This window comes from Streptomyces sp. NBC_01232 (assembly GCF_035989885.1).
GTDB lineage: Bacteria > Actinomycetota > Actinomycetes > Streptomycetales > Streptomycetaceae > Streptomyces.
The window spans coordinates 8,092,606-8,115,217 of the sequence record NZ_CP108518.1; the positions used below are offsets into that span (position 1 = coordinate 8,092,606).

20 protein-coding genes, 1 tRNA gene and 1 riboswitch are annotated in these 22,612 nt (G+C 73.3%); of the genes, 16 read left to right on the forward strand and 5 right to left on the reverse strand.

Annotation, left to right across the window (positions count from 1 at the left end; all coding sequences use genetic code 11):
* Positions 1-125: 125 nt before the first annotated feature.
* From OG444_RS37185 to OG444_RS37230, 10 genes are all read left to right on the forward strand, one after another.
* Positions 126-998 carry a heavy metal-binding domain-containing protein gene (locus OG444_RS37185; RefSeq protein ID WP_327266280.1) on the forward strand — a complete coding sequence of 291 codons (873 nt, stop codon included), beginning with the start codon at positions 126-128 and terminating at the stop codon, positions 996-998.
* A 1-nt stretch (position 999) separates the two neighbouring features.
* Positions 1,000-1,863 carry a heavy metal-binding domain-containing protein gene (locus OG444_RS37190; protein WP_327266281.1) on the forward strand — a complete coding sequence of 288 codons (864 nt, stop codon included), beginning with the start codon at positions 1,000-1,002 and terminating at the stop codon, positions 1,861-1,863.
* A complete protein-coding gene (locus tag OG444_RS37195) occupies positions 1,856-2,248 on the forward strand; it encodes a hypothetical protein (protein ID WP_327266282.1) in 393 nt (130 codons plus the stop codon). The genes OG444_RS37190 and OG444_RS37195 overlap by 8 nt, the downstream gene beginning before the upstream one ends.
* Before the next feature lie 181 nt (positions 2,249-2,429).
* Complete coding sequence (locus OG444_RS37200) at positions 2,430-4,994, forward strand: molybdopterin-dependent oxidoreductase (protein ID WP_327266283.1); 2,565 nt, start codon at positions 2,430-2,432, stop codon at positions 4,992-4,994.
* Positions 4,991-5,953, forward strand: a complete 963-nt coding sequence (locus OG444_RS37205) for an FAD binding domain-containing protein (RefSeq protein WP_327266284.1) — start codon at positions 4,991-4,993, stop codon at positions 5,951-5,953. Before OG444_RS37200 ends, OG444_RS37205 begins: the two co-directional genes overlap by 4 nt.
* Positions 5,954-6,072: 119 nt before the next feature.
* Positions 6,073-6,507, forward strand: coding sequence for a nucleoside deaminase (locus OG444_RS37210; protein ID WP_327266285.1), 435 nt, complete (start codon positions 6,073-6,075; stop codon positions 6,505-6,507).
* A gap of 447 nt (positions 6,508-6,954) precedes the next feature.
* Positions 6,955-9,486: a twin-arginine translocation signal domain-containing protein gene (locus tag OG444_RS37215; protein ID WP_327266286.1), complete on the forward strand. Its 2,532-nt coding sequence runs from the start codon at positions 6,955-6,957 to the stop codon at positions 9,484-9,486.
* Positions 9,441-10,493 (forward strand): NAD(P)/FAD-dependent oxidoreductase, encoded by a 1,053-nt coding sequence (locus OG444_RS37220; RefSeq protein WP_327266287.1) that lies wholly within the window; start codon positions 9,441-9,443, stop codon positions 10,491-10,493. Before OG444_RS37215 ends, OG444_RS37220 begins: the two co-directional genes overlap by 46 nt.
* Before the next feature lie 94 nt (positions 10,494-10,587).
* Positions 10,588-11,331, forward strand: a complete 744-nt coding sequence (locus tag OG444_RS37225) for an ankyrin repeat domain-containing protein (protein ID WP_327266288.1) — start codon at positions 10,588-10,590, stop codon at positions 11,329-11,331.
* 46 nt (positions 11,332-11,377) lie between these two features.
* Positions 11,378-11,451 (forward strand) — tRNA-Trp (locus OG444_RS37230).
* Between the two features lie 114 nt (positions 11,452-11,565).
* On the opposite strand, the gene OG444_RS37235 is transcribed toward OG444_RS37230, so the two are convergent.
* Positions 11,566-11,802, reverse strand: coding sequence for a hypothetical protein (locus OG444_RS37235; RefSeq protein WP_327266289.1), 237 nt, complete (start codon positions 11,800-11,802; stop codon positions 11,566-11,568).
* Positions 11,803-11,874: 72 nt separating this feature from the next.
* Positions 11,875-12,014: riboswitch (cobalamin riboswitch) on the forward strand.
* A 49-nt stretch (positions 12,015-12,063) separates the two neighbouring features.
* Between OG444_RS37235 and OG444_RS37240 the strand changes: the two genes are divergently transcribed.
* Genes OG444_RS37240 through OG444_RS37255 form a run of 4 tightly spaced genes read left to right on the forward strand, consistent with a single transcriptional unit; the run spans position 12,064 to position 16,406 of the window.
* Positions 12,064-13,059 carry an ABC transporter substrate-binding protein gene (locus OG444_RS37240; protein ID WP_327267047.1) on the forward strand — a complete coding sequence of 332 codons (996 nt, stop codon included), beginning with the start codon at positions 12,064-12,066 and terminating at the stop codon, positions 13,057-13,059.
* Positions 13,056-14,084, forward strand: a complete 1,029-nt coding sequence (locus OG444_RS37245; protein WP_327266290.1) for a FecCD family ABC transporter permease — start codon at positions 13,056-13,058, stop codon at positions 14,082-14,084. The genes OG444_RS37240 and OG444_RS37245 overlap by 4 nt, the downstream gene beginning before the upstream one ends.
* The gene (locus tag OG444_RS37250) at positions 14,081-14,902 is read left to right on the forward strand and encodes an ABC transporter ATP-binding protein (protein WP_327266291.1); all 822 of its coding nucleotides are present in this window, start codon (positions 14,081-14,083) and stop codon (positions 14,900-14,902) included. The genes OG444_RS37245 and OG444_RS37250 overlap by 4 nt, the downstream gene beginning before the upstream one ends.
* The gene (locus OG444_RS37255) at positions 14,871-16,406 is read left to right on the forward strand and encodes a PE-PGRS family protein (protein ID WP_327266292.1); all 1,536 of its coding nucleotides are present in this window, start codon (positions 14,871-14,873) and stop codon (positions 16,404-16,406) included. Before OG444_RS37250 ends, OG444_RS37255 begins: the two co-directional genes overlap by 32 nt.
* A gap of 73 nt (positions 16,407-16,479) precedes the next feature.
* On the opposite strand, the gene OG444_RS37260 is transcribed toward OG444_RS37255, so the two are convergent.
* The 3 genes from OG444_RS37260 to OG444_RS37270 all read right to left on the reverse strand — a co-directional run bounded on the left by OG444_RS37260 (position 16,480) and on the right by OG444_RS37270 (position 19,362).
* Positions 16,480-16,881 (reverse strand): VOC family protein, encoded by a 402-nt coding sequence (locus OG444_RS37260; protein ID WP_327266293.1) that lies wholly within the window; start codon positions 16,879-16,881, stop codon positions 16,480-16,482.
* Positions 16,882-17,048: 167 nt separating this feature from the next.
* Complete coding sequence (locus OG444_RS37265) at positions 17,049-18,680, reverse strand: N,N-dimethylformamidase beta subunit family domain-containing protein (protein ID WP_327266294.1); 1,632 nt, start codon at positions 18,678-18,680, stop codon at positions 17,049-17,051.
* Positions 18,681-18,780: 100 nt separating this feature from the next.
* On the reverse strand, positions 18,781-19,362 hold the full coding sequence (locus OG444_RS37270) for a hypothetical protein (protein WP_327266295.1): 582 nt from the start codon (positions 19,360-19,362) through the stop codon (positions 18,781-18,783).
* A 242-nt stretch (positions 19,363-19,604) separates the two neighbouring features.
* Between OG444_RS37270 and galT the strand changes: the two genes are divergently transcribed.
* Positions 19,605-20,651: a galactose-1-phosphate uridylyltransferase gene (gene galT, locus OG444_RS37275; protein ID WP_327266296.1), complete on the forward strand. Its 1,047-nt coding sequence runs from the start codon at positions 19,605-19,607 to the stop codon at positions 20,649-20,651.
* The gene (gene galK, locus OG444_RS37280; RefSeq protein WP_327266297.1) at positions 20,648-21,808 is read left to right on the forward strand and encodes a galactokinase; all 1,161 of its coding nucleotides are present in this window, start codon (positions 20,648-20,650) and stop codon (positions 21,806-21,808) included. The genes galT and galK overlap by 4 nt, the downstream gene beginning before the upstream one ends.
* Before the next feature lie 139 nt (positions 21,809-21,947).
* Here galK and OG444_RS37285 read toward each other — a convergent pair whose 3' ends face one another.
* Positions 21,948-22,526 (reverse strand): GNAT family N-acetyltransferase, encoded by a 579-nt coding sequence (locus OG444_RS37285; RefSeq protein ID WP_327266298.1) that lies wholly within the window; start codon positions 22,524-22,526, stop codon positions 21,948-21,950.
* Between the last annotated feature and the right edge of the window lie 86 nt (positions 22,527-22,612).

Here is a 22,612-nt window from a genome sequence, read left to right on the forward strand (position 1 = left end):
AGGGCCAGGGGCATCGGATCAGTTGGAGCCAGTGCTCACTCTCGCACCGGTTCCTTCGATGGCGTAATCTGCCGAAATGCCGACGTGAACCGTGCGGTGGGCCGAGAGACCGAGGGCAGGAGCCGATGGCACCGCGACGAGACACCGGTCCGCCGGGCGCCGCTGCCGGCGGGGCGGCAGGACCGCGGTCGGGCGGCACCTGGGACTCGGCGCTGTCGTCCGAGGAGTTCACCGCGATCAGCGGTGCCGGGTTCGATCCGGTCGGGCAGGTGCTCGGCGCCGCCGTGTTCAACATCGGGTCCGCGGGCGGCTGGGAATGCCCGGGCAATTGGTCGGTCACCGGCGATGGCGTGGTTCCGTCGCCGAGGTGGGCGTCGTCCTTGTCGCAGGTGGTGAGGACGATGTACCGGGCCCGCAGGCTGGCCCTGTCCCGCGCGGTGGCCGAATGCGGCGCCCTCGGCGGCGACGGGATCGTGGGCGTCGAGCTGCAGGTCGGCGGGTTTTCGGCAGGGAGCATGGAGTTCACCGCGCTGGGCACCGCGGTCCGCGCCCGCTCCCGCATCCGGCCGCGCACGCCCTTCACGTCACATCTGGGCGGCCAGGACTTCGCCAAGCTCCTGCACGCAGGATGGGTTCCCGCCCAACTCGCCTTCGGCATCGCCCTCGCAACCCGCCACGACGACTGGCGCACCTCGCTCCGGATCCCCGGCGCCACCGGGAACCAGGAGGTCGACGGCTACACCCAGCTGATCGGCCACGCCCGCCGCGATGCACGCAAGCAGCTCGTCCTCGACGCGGCGAAGCACGGCGGCGACGGGTTGGTGGTGGACGACATGGATCTGAGCGTGAGCGAGAGCGAGTGCCCCACGTACGGATCGACGCGAGACCTCAGCGCGGAGGCGGTCTTCGTCGGCACCTCCATCGTCCGGTTCGGCCGCTCCGCGCGGCCCGCCGGCGCCGGACCACTGACCATCATGAGACTGGAGCGCGAGCACTGACATGACCGAACGAACGGGGCTGGAAGCGAACGGGGAAGCTGCCCGGCCGGCAGCGCAGGACACGGCCTTGGACGCGATGCGGCGGCTCGCGCAGCTCCAGCCGGGGGAGAAGGGCTCGTTCTTCACCTCGGACCTGTCCGTGAACGAGTTCCTGCTGGTGCGCGAGGCGGGCTTCCGCCCGCTCGGCCTGGTCCTCGGCTCCTCCGTCTACCATGTCGGCCTCCAGCTCGGCCGGTGGTCGAAGAACCAGGAGCTGACCAAGCTGTCACAGGCCATGTACGAGGCGCGCGAGCTCGCGATGAGCCGGATGGAGGCCGAGGCGAGCGCTCTGGGGGCGGACGGGATCGTGGGCGTGCGGCTGGACATCGAGTTCAAGGAGTTCGGATCGGACATCGCCGAGTTCATCGCGGTCGGCACGGCGGTGAAAGCCGACGGCGCGGACCCGGGACCGGGCGGGACATGGCTCAACAACAAGGGCAAGCCGTTCACCTCGGACCTGTCGGGCCAGGAATTCTGGACGCTGATCCGCGCCGGATACGCGCCCCTGGACCTCGTCATGGGGTCGTGCGTCTACCACGTGGCGCACCAGCGCTTCACCCAAGTGCTGAGCAACGCGGGCCGCAACGTCGAGATCGAGCCCTTCACCCAGGCCCTCTACGAGGCGCGCGACCTGGCGATGAGCCGCATGCGGGCCGAGGGCCAGGCGCTGGAGGCCGAAGGCATCGTGGCAGTGCAGCTGCGGCAGCACTCCCATACCTGGGGAGGGCACACCACCGAGTTCTTCGCCATCGGGACGGCGGTGCGCCCGCTCCGCGACGACCACGTCATCGACCGACCGGCCTTGGTGCTGAGCCTCGATGCCTGAGCCGGAAGTGGAGCTGCTGGCCGCGGCGCTGCGCCAGGACAGCACGGACCTGAACCTCTACGCGAACGTGCTGACCGCGAAGCTGGCGGATTCCCTGCCCGCCGGCGCCGTCCGGGTCGGGCGCAGACGTTCCTTCGCGGAACGGGTGGCCGGACGCGCGGGTTCGGTCGCTGAACTGGACGTCGTGCTCGGAGAGCAGCGGCTCCTGCTGAGGATGGACCACGGCCGGGTGACCGGGGAGATCTGCCACGAGGTGCGGGGCATCGTGCTCTCGCGGCGCCGGGTGAAACTCGACGAGTGGATCGATGCCCTGGCCCGCGCTCTGGCGGACGCCGCGGCCTCGAGCGCCCGCGCCCGCGAGGCCGTGGAGCGCTTCCTGGCCTGACTGTGCCCTACTGACCCGTGCCCGGACCTGTCCACTGACCTGAGCCCTGACAGGGGGCCTGGCGGCGTACCTGACCCGATGCGGTCGCCGAACTGCGCCGGAGCCGTGAGCGGGATATCAAGGAGCGTGAAGACGGGCGCGAGGCCCGTCAGACGCCATCCCGCGGTGAGGAGAACCCCTCGTGGAGTTCGAGGTCAATGGCATCCGGCACGCGGTGGACGTGGAAGACGACCCGGCCGCCGTGGAGGTGGTACGGGACAGGCTGGGGCTGACCGGCACCAAGCTGGTCTGCTCGGGCGGGGTGTGCGGGGCCTGCACGATCCAGGTCGACGGCGAGCCCCGCGTGTCCTGCCTGACACCGGCGGTCGCACTGGCCGGACGACAGGTGACGACCGTGGAGGGCCTGTCCGGCCACCCGGTCGGGCGTGCCTTCGCCGGCGAGGACGCCCTCCAGTGCGGCTACTGCACACCCGGGTTCGTGGTCGGGGCGGCGGCGTTCTTCGAACGGTGGCGGGCCGCCCACGGCCGCACCCGCCCGGGGCGGGAGCCGATCGCCGACGCACTCGCGGGTCACCTGTGCCGGTGCGGTGCGTACGAGGGAATCTTCAGCGCGGTGGCCGCGGCCTGCGCCGGTGACTACGACACGGAGCCGGCCGGCGGGGAGGCGCCCGCGGTCCCGCGCGCCGAGGCCCCGCAGAAGACCGACGGATCGGCCCGGTACACCACGGACCTGCGCCCCGAAGGGCTGCTGGAGGGGGTGATCATCCGCTCGCCGCACGCGCATGCGCACGTACGCTCCCTGGAGGCCGGGGACCTGCCGCTGGTGCCGCTGCTGCCCCCCGACGGCGTGGTGCGGTACGCCGGGCAGCCGGTGGCCGCGGTCGCGGCGCCCGACCGGGCCTCCGCACGGGCGGCAGCCGCACGGGTGACGGTGGACTACGAGGTGCTGCCGGCGGCCCTGGACCCTCGCCGGGCCCGAACCGGGGAGGGCCCCCTCGTCTACGAGGACAAGACGGCGCGCAAACGGGCGCCCGGTTCCGGCGAGACCCCCCAACTGGTGCCCGCCCGGTGGCGCGGCAACCTGCGGGGCCCGTCCGCCATGAGCAAGCGCCCCGCCACGGCCGTGCGCCGCATCACCGAGGCCCGCAGCCGCACCCCCGAGCGGGTGGTCGAGGGCGTCTTCACCACCGCCGCCCAGACCCACACCCCGCTCGAACCGCACGCCTGCCTGGCCCAGTGGATCGACGGCACCCTCCACCTGGACGTGTCCACACAGTCGGTCAAGCACACGGCCGAGCTCGCCGCCGAGCGCTTCGGTCTGCCCGTCGAACGGGTGGTGGCGCGGGCCGTCCACGTAGGCGGCGGCTTCGGCTGCAAGATGGGTCTGACCTCCGACGTCGTGGCCGCGGTCGAGCTCTCGCGGCTGCACGGCGCCCCGGTGCGCGTGGTGCTGGACAGGGACGAGGAACTCACCGACGGCGGATACCGGCCCGGCGCCCGGATCCGGCTGGCCATGGTCGCGGACGCAGCGGGCGGACTCAGCGCACTGGCCATGGACGCGGACACCGACGGCGGCATCTCGGTCGGCGGTACCGTGGCGGCCCTGGCCCGCTTCATGTACGGGAAAGCCCCCCGTCGGCTCCGTGACTTCGACACGGTCACCCACCGGCCTCCGGGCGCCCCCTTCCGCGGTCCGGGCGGACCCACCATGTGCTGGGCCCTGGAACAGGCCGTCGACGAGATGGCCCACCGGCTCGGCCAGGACCCGATCGCCCTGCGCCGCCGCTGGGACGGCAACCCCAAGCGGCACGCCCTCTACGACCGGGCCGCCGCGCTTCCCGTCTGGTCGGGCCCCCGCGGCGGCACCGGGCGGTTCCGCCGCGGCGTCGGCGTCGCGGCGGCCAACTGGCTGTACTTCCTCGATCCCGTCACCGAGGTCGAACTCACCGTCGAGGACGGGGTGGTCGTCGCCCGCTGCGCCGTCCAGGACATGGGCACGGGCTCGCGCACCGTGCTGCGGCGGGCCGTCGCCGCCGGGCTCGGCCTGCCGGAGGGGAGGGTACGCGCCGAGGTCGGCCGGAGCGATACCGTCCACGGCCCCACCTCGGGCGGCAGCCGCACCACGCCCTCCCTCGTGCCCGCCGCCGCGGACGCCGCCGCCCGGCTGCGCGAAGCGCTCGGCGGCGGTGACGTCGCCCCCCGGCTGGCCGCCGCGCACGGGGTACGGGTGACCGGCCGGCGCCCCCGCGACCGCCGGGGATTCGTGACCCCCTTCACCATGGGCGGGATCGTGATCGGCCGCGGCTTCACCGGATCGGTGCAGGTCGCCGAGGTCGAGGTGGACACACGGCTCGGTCGGATCCGTCCGCTGAGCGTGTGGAGCGGCATCGCCGCGGGCCGCATCCACGAGGACCGCCTGGCCCGCAACCAGTGCCAGGGGGCCGTCGTCCAGGGCGTCGGCTACGCCCTCTACGAGGAACGGCGCACCGACCCGGCCACCGGGCGGGTTCTCACCGAGAACCTGGAGGACTACCGCATCCCCGGCATCGGCGACACCCCCGAGATCACGATCCACTTCCATCAGGAGGGCTTCGAGCACGTGCCCGGCGGTGGAGTCGGCCTCGGCGAGATCGCGACCCTGCCCACCGCGGCCTGCCTGGCCAACGCGGTCCACGACGCCACCGGCTGGCGCCCCTACGACATGCCCATCCGCCCCGACCGGCTCCTGGAAGGACTGGGTACGTGAGCACCGAGACCGCCCTCACCGACCTCTCGGCCGCCGTCCTGTCGCGTGGCGGGGAGCTGCGCGCCGGTGGCACCGACACCACTGCCCGGCAGCGCAGCGGAGTTTCCCCGGGGCCGTTCACCGACCTCGGCGGAGCCGGCCACCTGCGCGGCTGCACGGCACTGCCCGGCGGCGGGCTGCGGATCGGCGCCCTGACGACCCTTGCCGAGCTGGCCGCGGATCCGCACGTACGGGCCGGCTGGCCGGCCGTGGCCCTGTCGGCCGGGACCGCGGCCACTCCGCAGATCCGCTCCGCCGGCACCGTGGGCGGCAACCTGCTGCAGCGCAACCGGTGCTGGTACTACCGCAACCCCCACTTCAGCTGCCTCCAGAAGGGCGGCACCGGCTGCCCGGCGCGCCAGGGCGACCACCACTTCGGCGTGGTCAGCGGCGACGGTCCGTGCGTCGCCCCGCACCCGTCCACCCTGGCGATGGCCCTGCTCACCTACGATGCCGAGGTCCAGGTCCACGGCGAATCCCCGCGCGGCGTCGCCGACTTGTACGGGGACGGCGACCGGCTCTCCCACGGCGACCACCTGCTGCCGCCGGACCGCATCCTCACCGCGGTCCACCTGCCCGCACCGCTGCCCGGCGAACGCGCCGCCTGCCACCGGGCCATCAGCCGTGCCCATGCCGAATGGCCCCTGGTCGAGGCCACCGCCCGCCTCGTGCTCGACGGCTCCACGATCACGCACGCCGCCGTCGCGGCGGGCGGGGTGGCCCGCGTACCGCTGCGGCTCACGGAGGTGGAGGCCGCCCTGACCGGCCGCGAGGCCACCCCCGACGTCCTTGCCGCAGCCGCGGCGACGGTCCTCGCCCGCTGCCGGCCGCTGCCGCAGACCGGATACAAGGCCAAGCTGTTCAGGGACACCGTCCTGGAGGTCCTGGAACGGGCCGTCGGCCCGGCCGGCGCCGTCTAGCAGACCATTCGTCGCCGGTGGTCCGCAGGCACTCAGGCGGAGATCCGGAGGAGACCCGCAGGCCCCGGGGCGGCCTGGCAGGCGCTCACCACCGTGGCCGCACATCGGAGGACTCCATCGTGATCACCACCGTCGACGAGGCCTTCCTGCGGCGTGCCATCGCCGTCGCGGCCAACGCCGTCGCCCTGGGCGACGCACCGTACGGCTCCCTGCTGGCCGGCCCGGACGGCGCGATCCTCGCCGAGGCCCACAACACGGTGCGCCGCGACAACGACATCACCGCCCACCCGGAACTGAAACTCGCCCGCTGGGCGGCCCGCGAACTGGACCCGGACACGGCCGCACACACCACCATGTACACGAGCTGCGAGCCCTGCGCCATGTGCGGCGGCGCCATCGTCCGCTCCGGTCTGGGCCGGGTCGTCCACGCGCTCTCCACGGATCAACTCGTGGAACTCAACCCGCAGTCGGGGGCCTGGCCGACTGTGGAACAGTTGGGCCCGGCCCTGTTCGTCGAGGCGCGCGCCCCGATCGACGCCTACTACCGGCCATGACCCACGCGACGGAGCCCCGCACCCCCCGGCGACCGGGTGGAGCGGGGCTCCTGCGTCGGTGGGCCGCCGCGTTGTGGCGGGTCGGGTCGGGGCGGGTGCGGTGCCGACGGGATTTGAACCCGCGGACAGATGGGGGCAGGTCCGCCCCGTCTCCGTCAGTCGTCGTGAGCGGGACCCCACCCACGACGATCGCAATGGGCCGCTCTGCCACGGCTCCACACCCTGCGGGACTGCGCGCGACCCCGCTGCGCTCAAGGTAGGGGCGTCGTCCGCCGGGGGCGAATCATTTTCGGGGTCGCCCGTCACGGGTCCGGTCGGTCCCACCCGACAGGCTCCTCCTGACCCGTTCGGACGCAATCCCGCGTCGTGCGCGGGCCGCCCGGCCCCCTGCCGTCAGAATCACCGGTCGGCGGGGCAAGTCCGGTACGCAAACAGGAGGCGGACGGCGTGGAGCTCACACGGCGCGATGTCATGAAGGGGGCCGCCGCCGGCGGGCTCCTGCTCGGGTTCCCCGGGCTCACCGTCCAGTACGAGGCCGTGGCCGCGCCCGCCTCCAGACCCCTGGCCGACGCCGTCGCCGATGCCTGCGCCCGCCTCGCCGGCCAGGGCTGGCGCACGCTCCTGCGCACCGTCACCCGTGGAATCCTCGACATCGGCGCCCCCGACCTGGCCGCCGAGCTCGCCAAGCCGGTGCCCGAACTCGACCGCTCCGTACCCGGCTTCGGCGACTTCGCCCCGACGCTCCCCGCCCGCGGCATCGAGCCCGGCAACCCCGCGCGCAGCCTCCTCTACCACGCCTTCGCCTCCGCGGCCGTCCTCACCGACGGCCGCGGCCGCACCCTGGGCGGCTTCCCCACGCTCGCCGAGATCGAGGCCGTCGAGAACTACGTCTACGGGGTCCGCCCGCCCACCCTCGACCGGCTCCGGGAGACCGCCGGTGAGAACCCCCTCGGCGTCGTCGTCTTCGCGCTCGACTACCGCGACGCCACCGGCTCCGTCCACGGGCGCCACGCCGACCTCTGCTTCTCCCGGACCGGCATCACCCGCATGGGCACCACCGGCCCCCGTTACGACGCCCGCAGCCGCCAGTTCACCTCGCTGGAGCCGAAGCAGCCGTTCGTCTTCCGGACCGTGCCCCAGCGCTTCGCCCCGTACCTCGCCATGCAGGTCACCGGCGCCGACCCCCGGCTGTTCGGCCCCCGGGACGTCGTCACCGGCGACGACGAACGCTCCTTCTGGGTGCCCCTGCACAAGCTCTTCCCCGGCCGGGAATGCCTCGAAGGCCTCGATCTGACCCTCTCCCTCGACTCCCGTCTGGTCAACGAGAAGCTCAAGCGGATGCACCTCTTCCTCCGGGAACAGGGCTACCCCACCGAGTGGACGGGCAAGGACCTCGACGCCTTCCCCTTCACCATCCGGGGCGACAGGATCGCCTCGCTGCTGCCCCCGCAGCAGGCCCAGGGAACCGGCGTCCTCGCCCCACAACCCCACCCCTTCGCCGGCCGCGCCAAGTTCAAGGGGGAGTGGCTCAGTTTCAACGTCTCCGCCGACCTGGTCCAGGATCCGGGCATCCTCTACTTCTCCTCCGCCCAGCTGATCCCCGGCGCGGTCGAGACCGAGCCCACCTACATGGAGGGCGCCGCCCCCGACAACGACCGCCGGTCGCCCGAGTACGTCAACATCCGCCACCGCCTCCACGACGACGGCCGCCTCGAGGACCTCAACCTCAACCCGGACATGGACACCATCATCCGCACGGGCGGCTACCGGGCCCAGCACTGGATCGACTTCGCCGGCGACGGCTTCGTCTCCGTCGAGTGCCCGCAGCTCGGCTCCGAGATCGACACCTTCAAGCCCGCCTTCTGCAGCGTCGCCCCGCCCGACTTCTTCCCGCACGTCAACCAGCACGACCTCGCCGCATGGTGGCGCACCTCCGTCCCGGAACAGACCCGGGCCGCCCTGTGGGCCGTACCGCCGCGCGCCCTCTCGGAGTTCCGGTTCGCCGGTGACATCACCCTCCCCAAGGGTTTCGACATCTACGACGACACCCTCACCGCCGTCGTCGGCCCGCCGGCCCCCGGCGACCCCGTGGCCCGCTCCCTGCCCGACGACGCGCGCGGCCGCTACACGGGGCTGCCGGACGCGGCCGCCGGTGTGACCGACCCGGGCTGGGAGGTCAGCCAGGGCCTGGTCTACAACGAGCCCGGAGCCCCGCTCCAGCGCTACATGCAGGCGTACAGCCTGGGCACCCCCTTCCTGGAGGACGCGAAGCTGTGCGCGGCACTGGGCAGTTACTGGCCGTCGGTGGCCCCGGACGCGACCCGCACCTTCACCCCGCTCAAGGACGCACCCGGCTTCCCCTACCCGTGGCCGACGATCGTCCCCATGACCGACACCGAGATCGGCATGCAGGAGGTGCGCGGCCTCGGTCGGCTGCCGTGGGACGGCATCCGCGGCCCGGAGGTCAGGACGGTGGACGGCCGGCCGGTGGCGGCCTACCAGGACATCGACCGCGCCGACTACATCACCACCCAGGACCGGCTGACCGCCCACCTCACCGCCCGCGTCGACCTCGCCGAGACCAAGGCACGGGTCCTGGCCATGTCGGCGGTCTACTGGAGCCTCGGAATCCACGACCCGGACTTCACGGCCCGGTTCGGCGACCGGGCCGTGATCGAGATCCTCAAGGCCAAGTCCGCCTGGGCCGTGCTGTCGTTCACCGTGGCCGAGGCCGGCGACGAGGAACTCGCCCGGGCCCAGCAGGCCGCCGGCGGACGCCTGAGCGGCCCGCGACGCTACCGCTTCCGCGTCTACCGGCCCGGGACCGAGCGCAGGGACCCCGCCGACATCCAGAAGGTGCTGGTGGAGATCACCCAGGACGTCACGGCCTACACCGACGGCCGGACCGTCCTGCTGCGCAGGGACGGAGGACCGTGGACACGCGACACCTCGATCCCGGCACCGACGCGGACGTCCTGATCGCCGGGGCCGGCCCCGCCGGCTGCGCGGCGGCCATCGTGTGCGCCGCCGCCGGCCTGCGGACGGTCCTCGCCGAACGCGCCGTCGGCCCCGTGGCCCGCCCCGGCGAGGCCCTGCACCCGGGCGCGGAGACCCTGCTGGCCCGGCTGCTGCCCGACGGCTTCGCCGATGCCGTCCGGGCCCGGCACGAGGGCATCACCGTCGGCTGGGGCACGGAACCCCGGTTCCAGCCGTTCGGGCGGGACGCCGCCGGGCCCTGGTACGGCTTCCAGGTGGACCGGCAACGGCTGGACGCCCTGCTGCTGGAGCGGGCCCGGCGCGCGGGCGTGGACGTCCGCCTCGGCTCCCGGGTGATGGAGCCGGTGGTGCGGGGAGGCACCGTCACCGGAGTCCGGTTCCGCGGCCCGCAGCCGCCGCTGCGCACCCGTACGGTCATCGACGCGACCGGCAGGGCCCGCTGGCTCAGCCGCGCCTTGGGCCTGACCGGGCCGCCGCGCTCGCCGCGGCTGCTCGTCCGCTACGGGTACGCGGCCGGGGCCTGCCCGGAGCGCGACGCCGCTCCCGCGATCGTCGCGGACCACTCCGGCTGGACCTGGACCGCGCGGGTGGGACCCGCGCGGTACCAGTGGATGCGGCTGGACCTCGTACCGGAACAACGGCGCCGCCCGCCCGCCGGGCCGCCACCGGAATTCGCGGGGCTGCGCCCCGAGGGGGCCGCCCGGGCGGCCGACGTCAGCTGGCGGTTGTGCCCGAGGGCGGCAGGACCCGGGTGGTTCGTGGTGGGCGACGCGGGAGCGCTGCTGGACCCGTCGTCCTCGCACGGCGTGCTGCGGGCCCTGCTGTCCGGCTGGACGGCAGGCTCGCTCACCGCGGCCGTCGCGGACCGGACCCTGGAGCCGGAACAGGCGGCGGGCACGTACCGGAACTGGCTCCACGAGGGCGCCGAACGGGACATGGCCCACCTGTCCTCCCGCTACGCCGAGCTCGGCGCCCACGGCTTCGGCTGACGGCAGCGACGGGGTCGGACGGAGGCCAACGGGGTTGTGGGTGCCGCGCGATACTGATCACGACAGTGCACCCGGAACCGAAGAAGGACGGACCATGGAATCCCTCGCATCCGGTGACCCGCTCGCCGTTGCCGTCACGGAAGCGATCCGGGGCGGAGACCTGGCCGGGCTGCGGGAGCTCCTGGACGCGCGGCCCGGACTCGCCGGGGTCACCGTCGTCCAGCGCGGTGCCGCGGCCGGTGGGCGGAGTCTGCTGCACATCGCCACCGACTGGCCCGGTCACTACCCCGACGGCGCGGAGGTGATCCGGACCCTCGTGGCCGCCGGGGCCGATCCCGGGGCGCGGTTCGTCGGGGCGCACGCCGAGACGCCGTTGCACTGGGCGGCCAGCAATGACGACGTGGCCGCCGTCGACGCTCTCGTCGCCGCCGGGGCCGACCTCGAGGCGCCGGGCGCGGTCCTCGGCGGGGGGACCCCGCTCACCGACGCGTGCGGGTTCGGGCAATGGCGGGCGGCGCGCCGGCTGGTCGAGCTCGGGGCGCGGCCCGGTCTGCAGGAGGCCGCAGCGCTCGGACTCCTCGACAGGGTCGAGGAGTTCCTGGCGGCGGACGCCCCCGCCGAATACGTCACCAGCGCGTTCTGGCAGGCCTGCCACGGCGGCCGGCTGTCCACGGCCCAACACCTCCTGTCCCGCGGAGCGGACATCGACTGGATCGGATACGACCGGCTCACCCCGCTCGACATCGCGCTGACCGGTGAGCACACGGAACTGATCGCCTGGCTGAAAGGATCCGGCGCCCACACCGGTGCGGAACTCGCATCCGGGCCGGGCGGTTAATCGAGTGGATCCCCGGATCCGGTCGTGCCAAGCTTGGTTCCACCGAAGGGGCGTAGCTCAGTTGGCCAGAGCACCGGTCTCCAAAACCGATGGTCGCAGGTTCGAGTCCTGCCGCCCCTGCCCTACGGACAGCACGCCCGGCCGGGAGTTCCCCTCCCCGCCGGGCGTCGTCCCGTGCACGGATCTTCGTCATACGGAGCTCCGTCGAACGCCGTTTCGTCACACGCTGCTTCGTCACACGGCGCGGAACGCGTTCTCGCAGTGCGTGCAACGGCGGTCGGCGGTGAGGCCGAGGTTGCCGTTGGTCGCCGGTGCCGGGTTGTCGACGGCGATGCGGTCCCAGTACAGGGGATCCGGTTCGTTGATCCATCCCCAGCCGGCCGCGCGGAGGTCGTCGACGTAGTGGACACACGAACGCGGCAAGTGGGCGTACCCGCCGGGTGAGATCAGGATGCGGTCGATGAGGGTCATGGGCCCATCCTCCAGGACCGTTCCCCTGCGCCGGTGCCGCGTCCGGCCCCTCGGGGCCGGTGACCTGCTCCCCTTCTGGCAGACTGGCTGCGTAACCCCAGGCGGTGCAGGACAGGAAACCGGTGCGATTCCGGTGCGGTCCCGCCACTGTGACCGGTCGTTCCCCCGCGGGCGACCGGAAGTCAGACACTGACGCACCGCCTCCGCTCGCAGTTTCACGTCGACCAGGGGACGCGGATCCCCCGGAGAGGCCCCGTCATGCTGTCGCGTTCCCGCGCCGCCCTGCGCGCGCTCGTCCCCGTCGCACTCCTGATACCCCTGGCCGCGTGCGCCGGTTCCCCCGGAGCGCAGGAGGGCACCGCCGCGGGGGACCCCGCCGCCGCGCCCGGCTTTCCGTACACCCTCACCAACTGCGGTGTGAGCAGCACCTATCAGGCCCCGCCCCGGCGCGCGGTCACCATGAACCAGCACGCCACCGAGCTGCTGCTCGCGCTCGGGCTGGAGGACCGGATCGCAGGGTCCGCCTACCTCGACGACGCGGTCCTCCCCGCGTACCGGCCGGCCTACGACAAGATCAAGGTGCTGGCCAAGGAGTACCCCTCCAAGGAGATCCTGCTCGGCGCCGACCCCGACTTCGTCTACGGCGGGTACGCCAGCGCCTTCGACAAGGGCCAGGGCCGCGACCGCGAGGGACTCGCCAAGTCCGGCATCAACTCCCGGCTCAACGTGGAGTACTGCACCGAGGGCAAGGTCGGCCTCGACCAGCTGAAGACCGAGATCACCGAGGTCGCACGGACCTTCGGCGTACCCGAGCGCGGCGCGAAGCTCGTCGAGGACGAGCAGCGCCGCATCGACGCCGTGACCGCCCGGGTCAAGGACCGGCCCCGGCCGTCCGTCTTCGTCTACGACTCCGGCGAGGCCTCCGCCTCCACCTCCGGGGGCAACGGCATCGGCAACGAGATCGTCTCGCTCGCCGGCGGTACGAACGTCTTCGCCGACCTCTCGGACACCTTCGGCGAGGTCTCGTGGGAGAAGGTCATCGAGCGCCGGCCCGAGGTCGTCCTCATCTACGACTACGGCGGCACCACCGTCGAAGCCAAGAAGCAGCGCCTGCTGAACGACCCGGCCCTCGCCGAAGTGCCCGCCGTGAAGAACCGGCGGTTCGTCGCGCTGCCGCTCTCCTCCGCCGTCCTCGGCGTGCGCGTCGCCGACGCCGTGGAGTCCCTGGGCGGTCAGCTCCACCCCGCCGGCCCGTGAGGCTGCGCACGGCCGTCGTCCTCCTCGTGCTGGGCTCCGCGCTCGTCGCCTCGGCGATCGCGGGCCTGGCCCTGGGGGCCGTACGCATCGCCCCCGAGCGCGTTCTCGACATCGTCCTCGGCGGTCTGACGGGGGAGCCGCGCACCGGAGCCTTCGCCTCCATCGTGTGGGACGTCCGGCTGCCGCGCGTCCTCCTCGGAGCCGTCGTCGGCGCCGGCCTCGCGGTCGCGGGCACCGTGCTGCAGGCCCTCGTACGCAACGAGCTCGCCGACCCCTTCCTGCTCGGCGCGTCCTCAGGGGCCTCCGCCGGAGCCGTCCTCGTGATCGTCTTCGGTACGGGCGCCTTCGCGTTCGGCATGGGCCTGCCGCTCGCCGCCTTCGCCGGATCCATGGCCGCGCTCGTCGCCGTCTACGCGATGGCCCGCCGCGGCGGAACCATGACCACCGGCCGGCTCACCCTGGCCGGCGTCGCCGTCCAGTACGTCCTGTCCGCCCTCACCAGCCTCGTCCTCGTGCTCGCCGCACACCCCGACCAGATCCGTTCCGTCCTCTTCTGGACGCTCGGCGGCCTCGGCGGGGCCCGCTGGGACGAACTGGGCCTGCCCTCCCTCGCGCTGCTCCTGGGCACCGGACTGCTCATCGCCCTCGCCCGGCCGCTCGACCTGCTCCTGGCCGGGGAGGAGGGGGCGCGCACCCTGGGCCTGGACACCGCACGCTTCCGCGCCGCCGCCTTCGTCCTCACCTCCCTCGTCATCGGCGTGCTCGTCGCCCACAGCGGGGCGATCGGCTTCGTCGGACTGATGGTTCCGCACGCCGCCCGGATGGTTGTCGGCGCCGGACACCGGGCGCTGCTGCCGGTGTCCGCGCTGGGCGGGGCGGGCTTCCTGATCCTGGCCGACCTGATCGCCCGTACCGCGGCCTCGCCCGCGGAGATACCGGTGGGCGTGGTCACCGCGCTCGTCGGCGGGCCGTTCTTCCTGTGGATGCTGCGCCGCTCCACCCGGACCGAAGGGGTCACCGGATGACCGGGAACCCGGCGCGGCCGCCGGTGGAACTCACCGTCGAGGGCGTGCGGTACGAGACCGACGGACACACGCTGCTGCACGGAATCGACCTCACCGCCCGCCCCGGCGAGACGGTGGGCGTGGTCGGACCCAACGGCAGCGGCAAGACCACCCTGCTGCGCTGCGTCTACGGCGCGCTGCGCGCCAGCGCCGGCCGGGTCCTGCTGGACGGCGCCGACGCGGGCAAGCTGACCGTCAAGGAACGGGCGCGCCGCGTGGCGGTCGTACCGCAGGACGCGAGCGGCACCCTCGGGCTGACCGTCCGCGAGGTCGTCGCCATGGGGCGCAGCCCGCACAAAAGGTTCTGGGAGCAGGACGGCCCGGGCGACGCGCGGCGCGTCGCCGAGGCCCTGGAGACCGTGGACGCCGGGCCCTTCGCCGCCCGCCGCTTCGACGAGCTCTCCGGCGGCGAACGCCAGCGCGCCCTGGTGGCCCGGGCCCTCGTCCAGGACCCCGGCCTGCTCGCCCTGGACGAACCGACCAACCACCTGGACATCCGCTACCAGCTGGAGATCCTGGCCCTGGTCCGCGCCCTGCCGGCCACCGGTCTGCTGGTCCTGCACGACCTCAACCTCGCCGCCGCCTACTGCGACCGCCTGTACGTCCTGACGGGCGGCCGGGTCGCCGCCTCGGGCCCGCCGGCCCAGGTGCTCACCGAGGATCTGCTGGCCGAGGTGTACGGCGTACGGACCCGCGTCGAGGTCCACCCGGACACGGGCACGCCGAACATCGTCTACCTTCCCTTGGATGGGGACAAACGTACGACGACCCGCTGCTGACCGGTGGCTGGACCGGGACTGGGGGCCGGGAGCGGAGCCACGGCTGCGGCGGCCCTGGCTCCAGGGGCTGAGCTTCAACGCGGCCACACCGGACCACATCCGGATCCGGCTGCTGGACATGGACCGGAACCGGGAGCTGGGCCTGGGCCTGTACGTCCTGGCGCGGCGCGACCTGCCCACCGCCGTCATCGACGCCGCCATCGGCCACCCGGACCGCAGGGTCCGCGGCCAGCTCACCGAGGTCCCCGCGTGCTTCGCCCTTTCCACCGCCCAGTGGTCACGGCTGGTGCTCGGTGAACCGAGCGGCGCACGGCGCCAGTTGATGCTCCAGGCCGCCGGCGATGCCCGGCGGGAGCTGACGCCGCAGGCGTACGCGAGGCTCGCCGCGGACCCCTGCGGACCGGTCCGGGAGGAGCTGGCCCGATTGCCGGCCCTGCCCCTCCCGCTGCGCCTGGCCCTGCTGGCGGACCCGCTGCCGCGGGTGCGGGCCGCGGCGTGCGAGGCCACCCCCTGGCGTGCCCTCGACGACGAGTCGCGGGCGCGGCTGGCCGCGGATCCCGCCCCCGTCGTGCGCACCGCGGTCACGCTCGCCCGGCACGAGGAGGTTCCGCTCACGGCGGCGTTCTTCGACATCGCGCACGGAGCCGGCCGCCTCGTCGAGGGCCACCGGCTGGACCGGGACCTGGCACGGCGGCTCTGCGCGGACCCGGACCCCTCGCACCGGCGGAGCCTGGCCCGCAACCCCTACCTGGACCCCGACCTGGTCCGTGTACTCGCCGCCGACCCCGACCACGAGGTACGCCTCGCCGTGTCCACGCGACCGGAACTGACCGAGGAGCAGCGGGCCTCCGTACCGGTGGACATCGACCCGCGGCTGATCCGGCGGCCGATCCCGTGGGTGGTGGCGCTGCACGACGACGAGGACGCCATGCGCCACCTCGCGGGGTCCGCGCACCTGCTGCTGCGCAGCAGCGTCGCGCTGGCCCGGCGGCTGCCGCCGGACGTGGTGGAACGGCTGGCCCGGGACGAGGACAGGGTCGTACGGCTCTTCCTCGCCGAGCGGTGCGACGACGCTCCGGCGGACATGCTGCTGGAGGTGTGGCAGTGGTGGAACGGGAGCATCTCCACCCCCGACCGGCCCTACGGGCACCCGAACTTCCCGCGGCGCGACCTGCTCCGCCACGCCGACGACCCGCACCCGCGGCTGCGGCAACTGGCGATCGACGACCCGGACTCGACGCCCGCACTGGTGGAACGTTTCGGCAGGGACGAGGACGCGGAGGTCCGGCTGCGCGCCGCCACCGACCCCAGGCTGTCGGCGGACTCCGTGGTCCGGATGCTCGACGACCCGGACAGCTGTGTACGCGCGATGGCCGCCAGGCATCCGAGGGTGCCGGTGCCCGTCCTCATCGGGCTGCTCGGCTGCGAGGCGACGGCGGGGGCCGCGGCCCGGAATCCGGCGCTGCCGGTGGCCGTGATGGACCGGATGACCGGTCAGTGGTGACCGGCGGGGCCGCCGCGGGCGGGGGACGGGGCGAGGCACTCGTCCCCCGCGACGCGGACGGTTGCGCCCAGGCCTACTCGGCGCCGGGCTCCTGGTAGCCGTACGGACGCGTGATGATCTCCATCCCGTGCCCGTCGGGGTCCGTGAAGTACACCCCGCGGCCCCCGTCGTTGTGGTTGATCTCGCCGGGGTGCTTGCCGTGCGGGTCGGCGAAGTACGGGACCCCCGCCGCGCGGATCTTCTCGAACGCCGTGTCGAACTCCTCCTCGGAGATGAGGAACGCGTAGTGCTGGGAGGTGACGGACGACCCGGGCGGGACGGTGGCGAAGTCGAGGGTGACGCCGTTCGCGGTCTCGACGGGGACGAAGGGTCCCCACTCGGTGCCGACCTCGAGGCCGAGGATGTGCGCCAGGAAGGCGGCGGACTCCCGGTTGTCACGGGAGTGGATGATCGTGTGGTTCAGATGAACGGACATGAATGAATGCCTCCGAAAGGCACGTCACGGCGCCTCCATGCCTCACCCGGCCGGTGACCGACACGCGATGCCGTGATCACGATCCTAAACACCCCTTTCGCGTGAAGTCCACCCTCCCCGCCCCGGATGCGCTCCGGATGCCACGGCACGGACGCCAGGCCCGCGCGTCACGAACTCCCGTACACGGCGTTGACGTTGTCCTGCGCCGGGTGCGTCCGCCCGGCCGGCCCCGTCGCGAACACCCGCAGCAGGTTCTCCGTCACGCGCGTGGTCAGCGCCCCCGACCGCGCGTCCAGACCGTGGTTCCTTCCGCTCCGGCCGTCGCCCGTCGCGTCCAGGGCCTCCACCCACCGCATCGTGCCGGTCGCGAACACCCCCGCCCCGCTCGGCACCGTGTAGTAGGCCGTGTCCTGGTGGCTGGGCCGCCCCTCGCAGACCACGGGGGAGTGGGCCAGGATCTCGATCGGCCGGGGCGTCGGGAACCCGGTGTCGACCTTGTCGTACTCGACCCCGACCAGGTGCTCGAAGCGGTCGCCCGCCCGCGCGCCGGTGCCCTCGAAGAGCCAGTGCCCGGGGTGGGTCACCACGTACGGGGCGTCCACCGGATAGCCGTCGTAGATCACGCCGAGCAGCGAGCTCTCCGGGTCCGCGCCGGGCGCCGAGCGGAAGTCCACCGTCGCCGGATGGCCCCGCCTGAATCCCGGGTCCTGGTCGTAGGAGGACTTGTAGCAGACCAGCGTACGGTCCGGCCCCAGGTCGGAGGCCTCCAGCCGGATCCGGCGGTAGCAGCAGTTCGCGCCCAGGATCGCGATGTTGGTGCCGGCGTCGCGGGCGGCCGTGAAGTGCGCCCGCTGCTCCGGCGACCAGTATTCGTCGTGGCCGAGGGAGAGGACCGCGGACGCCCCCTCCAGGAGCCGCTTCTCCCGCGCCACGTCCGTGGTGGTCGTGTACGCGAGGGGTATGCCGAGCCGCTCGGCCAGGGCGATCAGCGGAGCCTCGTACACCAGGAACAGGCCCGCGCCGTCGTCGTACTCGTACGGCCGGTCGAAGCTCACCGCGAGGGAGCGGGAGGCGTAGCCGCCGCTGGGCCCGTCGTAGCTGCCGTAGCCGCCCCAGCGGTTGTACGCCTGCCAGGTGGCGACCGCGTTGACCACGACCGTACGCCCGGCCGTCGTCGCCGACCGGACGGTGACCGGTACGAAACGCTGCCCGTCGCCGCCCTGTGCGTCGAGCCGCAGCAGGTAGCTGCCCTCCGGCCAGTCCTTCGTGTCGACCGTGGTGGTGCGGGCCCACCGCGTGCGGACCGTCCGGGTCCCGGAGTCCACCGTGTGTTCGGGCTGACGGGTCCCGGGCAGGGCCTCGGAGCGCCATACCAGCCGCGCGCGGGCGCCGCCGTACCAGCCCATGCGGTAGGCGGAGACGGTGAACCGGGGTGCGGTCGTCGACACGTACAGCCCGAAGGACTCGCCGGGCAGGACGCTGACCCTGTCCGCGAAGCCCTCGATCGCCCGCGCCGGCCCGGCCTTGGTCACCGGCCAGTCGGCGTGGCCCGGGCGGGCGTTCTCGGCCTTGACGTCGAAGCCCTGCGGTCCAGCGGCCGAGGGCGTCCCACCCGCTCCGTCGCCGGTACTACGGTCTTCGCCGCTTCCGCTTCCGCTTCCGCCTCCGCTTCCGCCTCCGCACCCGGCCACGGTCCCGAGCCCCGCAGCCGTGGCCGCTCCCGTCGCGATCGCGAGGAACCGCCGCCTGCCTGCGCCTTCGCCGTCCGCGGCGGGCCCGGCCATGTACTCCTGATCCATGACGGGCACGTTATGTGACGCTCGGGCCCAGGATTCCACCGGCCCGTTCGATCCGGTCGTCCCTTGACCGGCGGCAGGTTCGGCGGCGGTGGCGGCGGGGCTACAGCGACTGCACGGGCGGCCCCAGCACCCGCAGACCGACCTGAGCGGCCAGCCACTCGGCGCGCTGGAGGTCACCCTGCCGCACGCACACGGACAGCGTGTGCCCGTCGACCCGATCGCCCCACAACTCACGGCAGTTGAAGGCCAGTTGCACCCCGGAGTACTTGGAGGAACTCCAGTCCTGCTCCGGGGTGGCCGGCCAGCCGCCCAGATGCCAGTGGATGCCCGCAGGAACGTCGCCGACCACAGCGGCGAGGTCCGCCTCGAAGCTCCCGAAGGCGATGTCCTCGTCGAAGTGGAGGCTCAGGGGCAACAGGGCGCCCAGCGCCGCCGGGTCGGCCGGCAGCTCGCCCGGACGGAAGTGGTGGGGGTCCGAGCCGGCCTCACCCGAATCGAGCCAGGCCTCCGCTGGAAGAGCGGGCAGGATCCGTTCGACGTCCTGGAGCGTGCTCAGCGTCGCCCACGCGGTGGTTTCCGCGTGCTCAAGTGTTTCGGCGAGCTCGAAGAGCCGCTCTGCCGTGCGAAAGGCCTGCACGGCATCGGCCGTCTGCATCACCGGGTAGGCGTAGGAGCATCCCATGGACACACTCTGCCAGGCCCGCTCCCGCGGGGACGGCCGGGCAGGGCTTCCGCCTGTTCTCCCGTGAGCTCGGGTCGGCCCGGTGCGGGTGGCGGGCAGGTGTGGGTGTTGCGACGGACCCGGCGGCCGAGGGGGATCGTCGTTCTCGAACGGGAGTGGCCCCGCCGCCGGGATGCCGTTGCGCGAGCGGTACGGCCCGGGCCGCAGCGAGGCCGTCACCGGCGAGTGAGAGAGTTGCCTCCGTGAAGCGCACGAGCACCCTCCTCGCCGACGGCCGCGAGATCCTCTACTACGACACCGGCGACGGGGCTGCCCGCGCCCGCCCCGACACGCGTCCGCTCGATGCGTCGGCCACCGCGAGCAGCTCCGAGGTGCGGCGCGATCCGCTGCTCGGCGACCGGGTCGTCGTCGCCTCCCACCGGCAGGGCCGCACGTACCATCCGCCCGCCGACGACTGCCCCCTGTGCCCGTCCACCGAGGGGCGCGCGAGCGAGATCCCGGCCCCCGACTACGAAGTGGCCGTCTTCGAGAACCGCTTCCCCTCCCTCGCCGGCGACACCGGCCGCTGCGAGGTCGTCTGCTTCACCCCCGACCACCTGACCTCCTTCGCCGAGCTCGACGAGGACCGCGCCGCGCTCGTCCTCGCCGCATGGATCGACCGCACCGCCGAACTCTCCGCCCGCGAGGGGATCCAGCAGGTCTACTGCTTCGAGAACCGGGGCGCCGAGATCGGCGTCACCCTCGCGCACGCCCACGGCCAGATCTACGCCTTCACCTTCGTCACCCCGCGCACCACCCGGATGCTCGCCACCGTCGCCGCCCACCGCGCCCGCACCGGCGGCAACCTCTTCGACGAGGTCCTGGCCGCCGAGCGCAACGAAGGCACCCGGGTCGTCCTCGAGGCGGAGCACTGGACCGCCTTCGTGCCCTACGCGGCGCGCTGGCCGTACGAGGTCCACCTTTACCCCCGCCACCGGGTCCCCGACCTGCCCGCCCTCGGCGACGCGGCCCGCGCCGAGTTCCCCCGGGTCTACCTGGAGCTGCTGCGCCGCTTCGACCGGCTCTTCGACCGGACCGAGCCGACCCCGTACGTCTCCGCCTGGCACCAGGCCCCGGTGGCGGGCGAGGGACGCGAGGACTTCGCGCTCCATTTGGAGCTGTTCACGATCCGCCGGACCGCGGACAAGCTGAAGTACCTGGCCGGGACCGAGTCCGGCATGGAGGCCTACATGAACGACGTCCGGCCCGAGGACGCGGCCGCGCGGCTGCGGGAAGTGGCGAGCACGTGAGCGGGTCGGCGCAGGACGGCTTCCGGCAGCTGTACGGATACTCGCCCGAGGGCGTCTGGGCAGCCCCCGGCCGGGTCAACCTGATCGGCGAACACACCGACTACAACGACGGCTTCGCGCTGCCCTTCGCCCTCCCGCAGCGCACCGAGGTGGCCGCCGCCCGGCGCACCGACAGCACCCTGCGGGTCCACTCCGCCGACGCGCCCTCCGGTGCGGTCACCCTCGATCTCGCCGGTCTCGATCCGGCGAGCCCTCCCCGGGGCGCCGCGAGCTGGGCCGCGTACCCGGCCGGCGTCGTATGGGCCCTGCTGGACGCCGGTCTTCCGGTCGGCGGCGCCGACCTGCACGTACGGTCCGACGTACCGACCGGCGCCGGCCTGTCCTCCTCCGCCGCACTGGAGGTGGCCATCGCGCTGGCCCTCACCGACCTGTACCGGATTGCGCTCACCCGCCCCGAACTGGCCGCACTGGCCCGGCGCGCCGAGAACGCGTACGTCGGCGTCCCCTGCGGGGTCATGGACCAGATGGCGTCCGCCTGCGCGACCGGGGGACACGCCCTCCACCTGGACACCCGCAGCCTCGAACAGCGTCACATCCCCTTCGACTGCGCGGCGGCCGGTCTGCGCCTCCTCGTCATCGACACCCGCGTCAAGCACGCGCTGGCCGACGGCGCGTACGCCCAGAGGCGGGCCTCCTGCCACCGGGCGGCCGAGGCCCTCGGCCTGCCCGCCCTGCGCGACGTCCCGTACGAGGGGCTGGAGCGGGCACTGGCCCGGCTCGACGACCCGGTTGCGCGCAAGCGGGTCCGGCACGTGGTCACCGAGAACGAACGGGTCCTGCGCATCGAGGAGTTGCTGCGCGCGGGCCGACTGCGCGAGGCGGGCCCACTGCTCACCGAGGGCCATGTCTCGCTGCGCGACGACTACGAGGTGTCCTGCCCGGAGCTCGACCTGGCGGTGTCCACGGCCGACGCGGCGGGCGCGTACGGCTCCCGGATGACCGGCGGTGGCTTCGGGGGTTCGGCGCTGGCCCTGATCGACGCGGACGCCGAAGGGCCGGTGACGCGGGCGGTGACGGAAGCCTTCCGCTGCGCGGACCTCACCCCGCCCCGCATCACGACGGCCGCCCCGGCGGCCGGCGCCACCCGCCTCGTCTAGGCCGTCTCTTTCGGATCTTGCCGGGCCCGCGTTGCCCGGCACCGCACCTCGCTGCGTTGCCGGGACTCCGAGCACGTCCAGTACCTCCAGTACGTGGGGAGCTCCTCCGCCTTGCGAGGCACGGCACTCGTCCACGGCGTCACTCGGGGTTCGCCCACTCCTCGCGAAGCATCCCGAAGAGCACGCGGTCGTAGCGCTCTCCCTCCACCAGCACGGCAGACCGACGGCGGCCTTCCTCGCGGAAGCCCAGCCTGGTGAACGCGCGCACGGCGCGTTCGTTGCCGCTCCAGGTGTCCAGCTCCAGCCGGCTCAGGGAGTACGCGCCGAACAGGTGTCCCACGAGCAGCCGCAATGCATCACTACCGTGGCCGCGGCCCCAGAACTCCCGCTCACCGATGGTGACTCCCAGCGTGGCCACTCCGGCATAGGGGTCCAGGTCCCGGTAGTCGGCCATGCCTATCACTTGCCCGCCTGCCAGGTCCTCGACGGTGAACACGGCCGACTCCCTGGGGATCAGCCGCAGCATGCTGTCGAAGCCAATCCCGATCGCCTCTGCCGTGACCGGGCCGAAACACGGGTCACCAGCTGCTGCCCAGCGCACCACCTCCCGGTCGTTGCGCCACCGGAGGTGGTGCTCGGCGTCTTCGGGGCGCAGCGCGCGCAGCCTTACCAGTTTTCCTTCGAACATCGCGCAACCGTAACCGATCGCAGTGATCACTCAAGGCTGACAGCGGATACGCGGATGCCCTCGGTACACGTGCGTCAACCGCTGTCGTGGTCAGGAGAGTTACGAACTGGGCACGT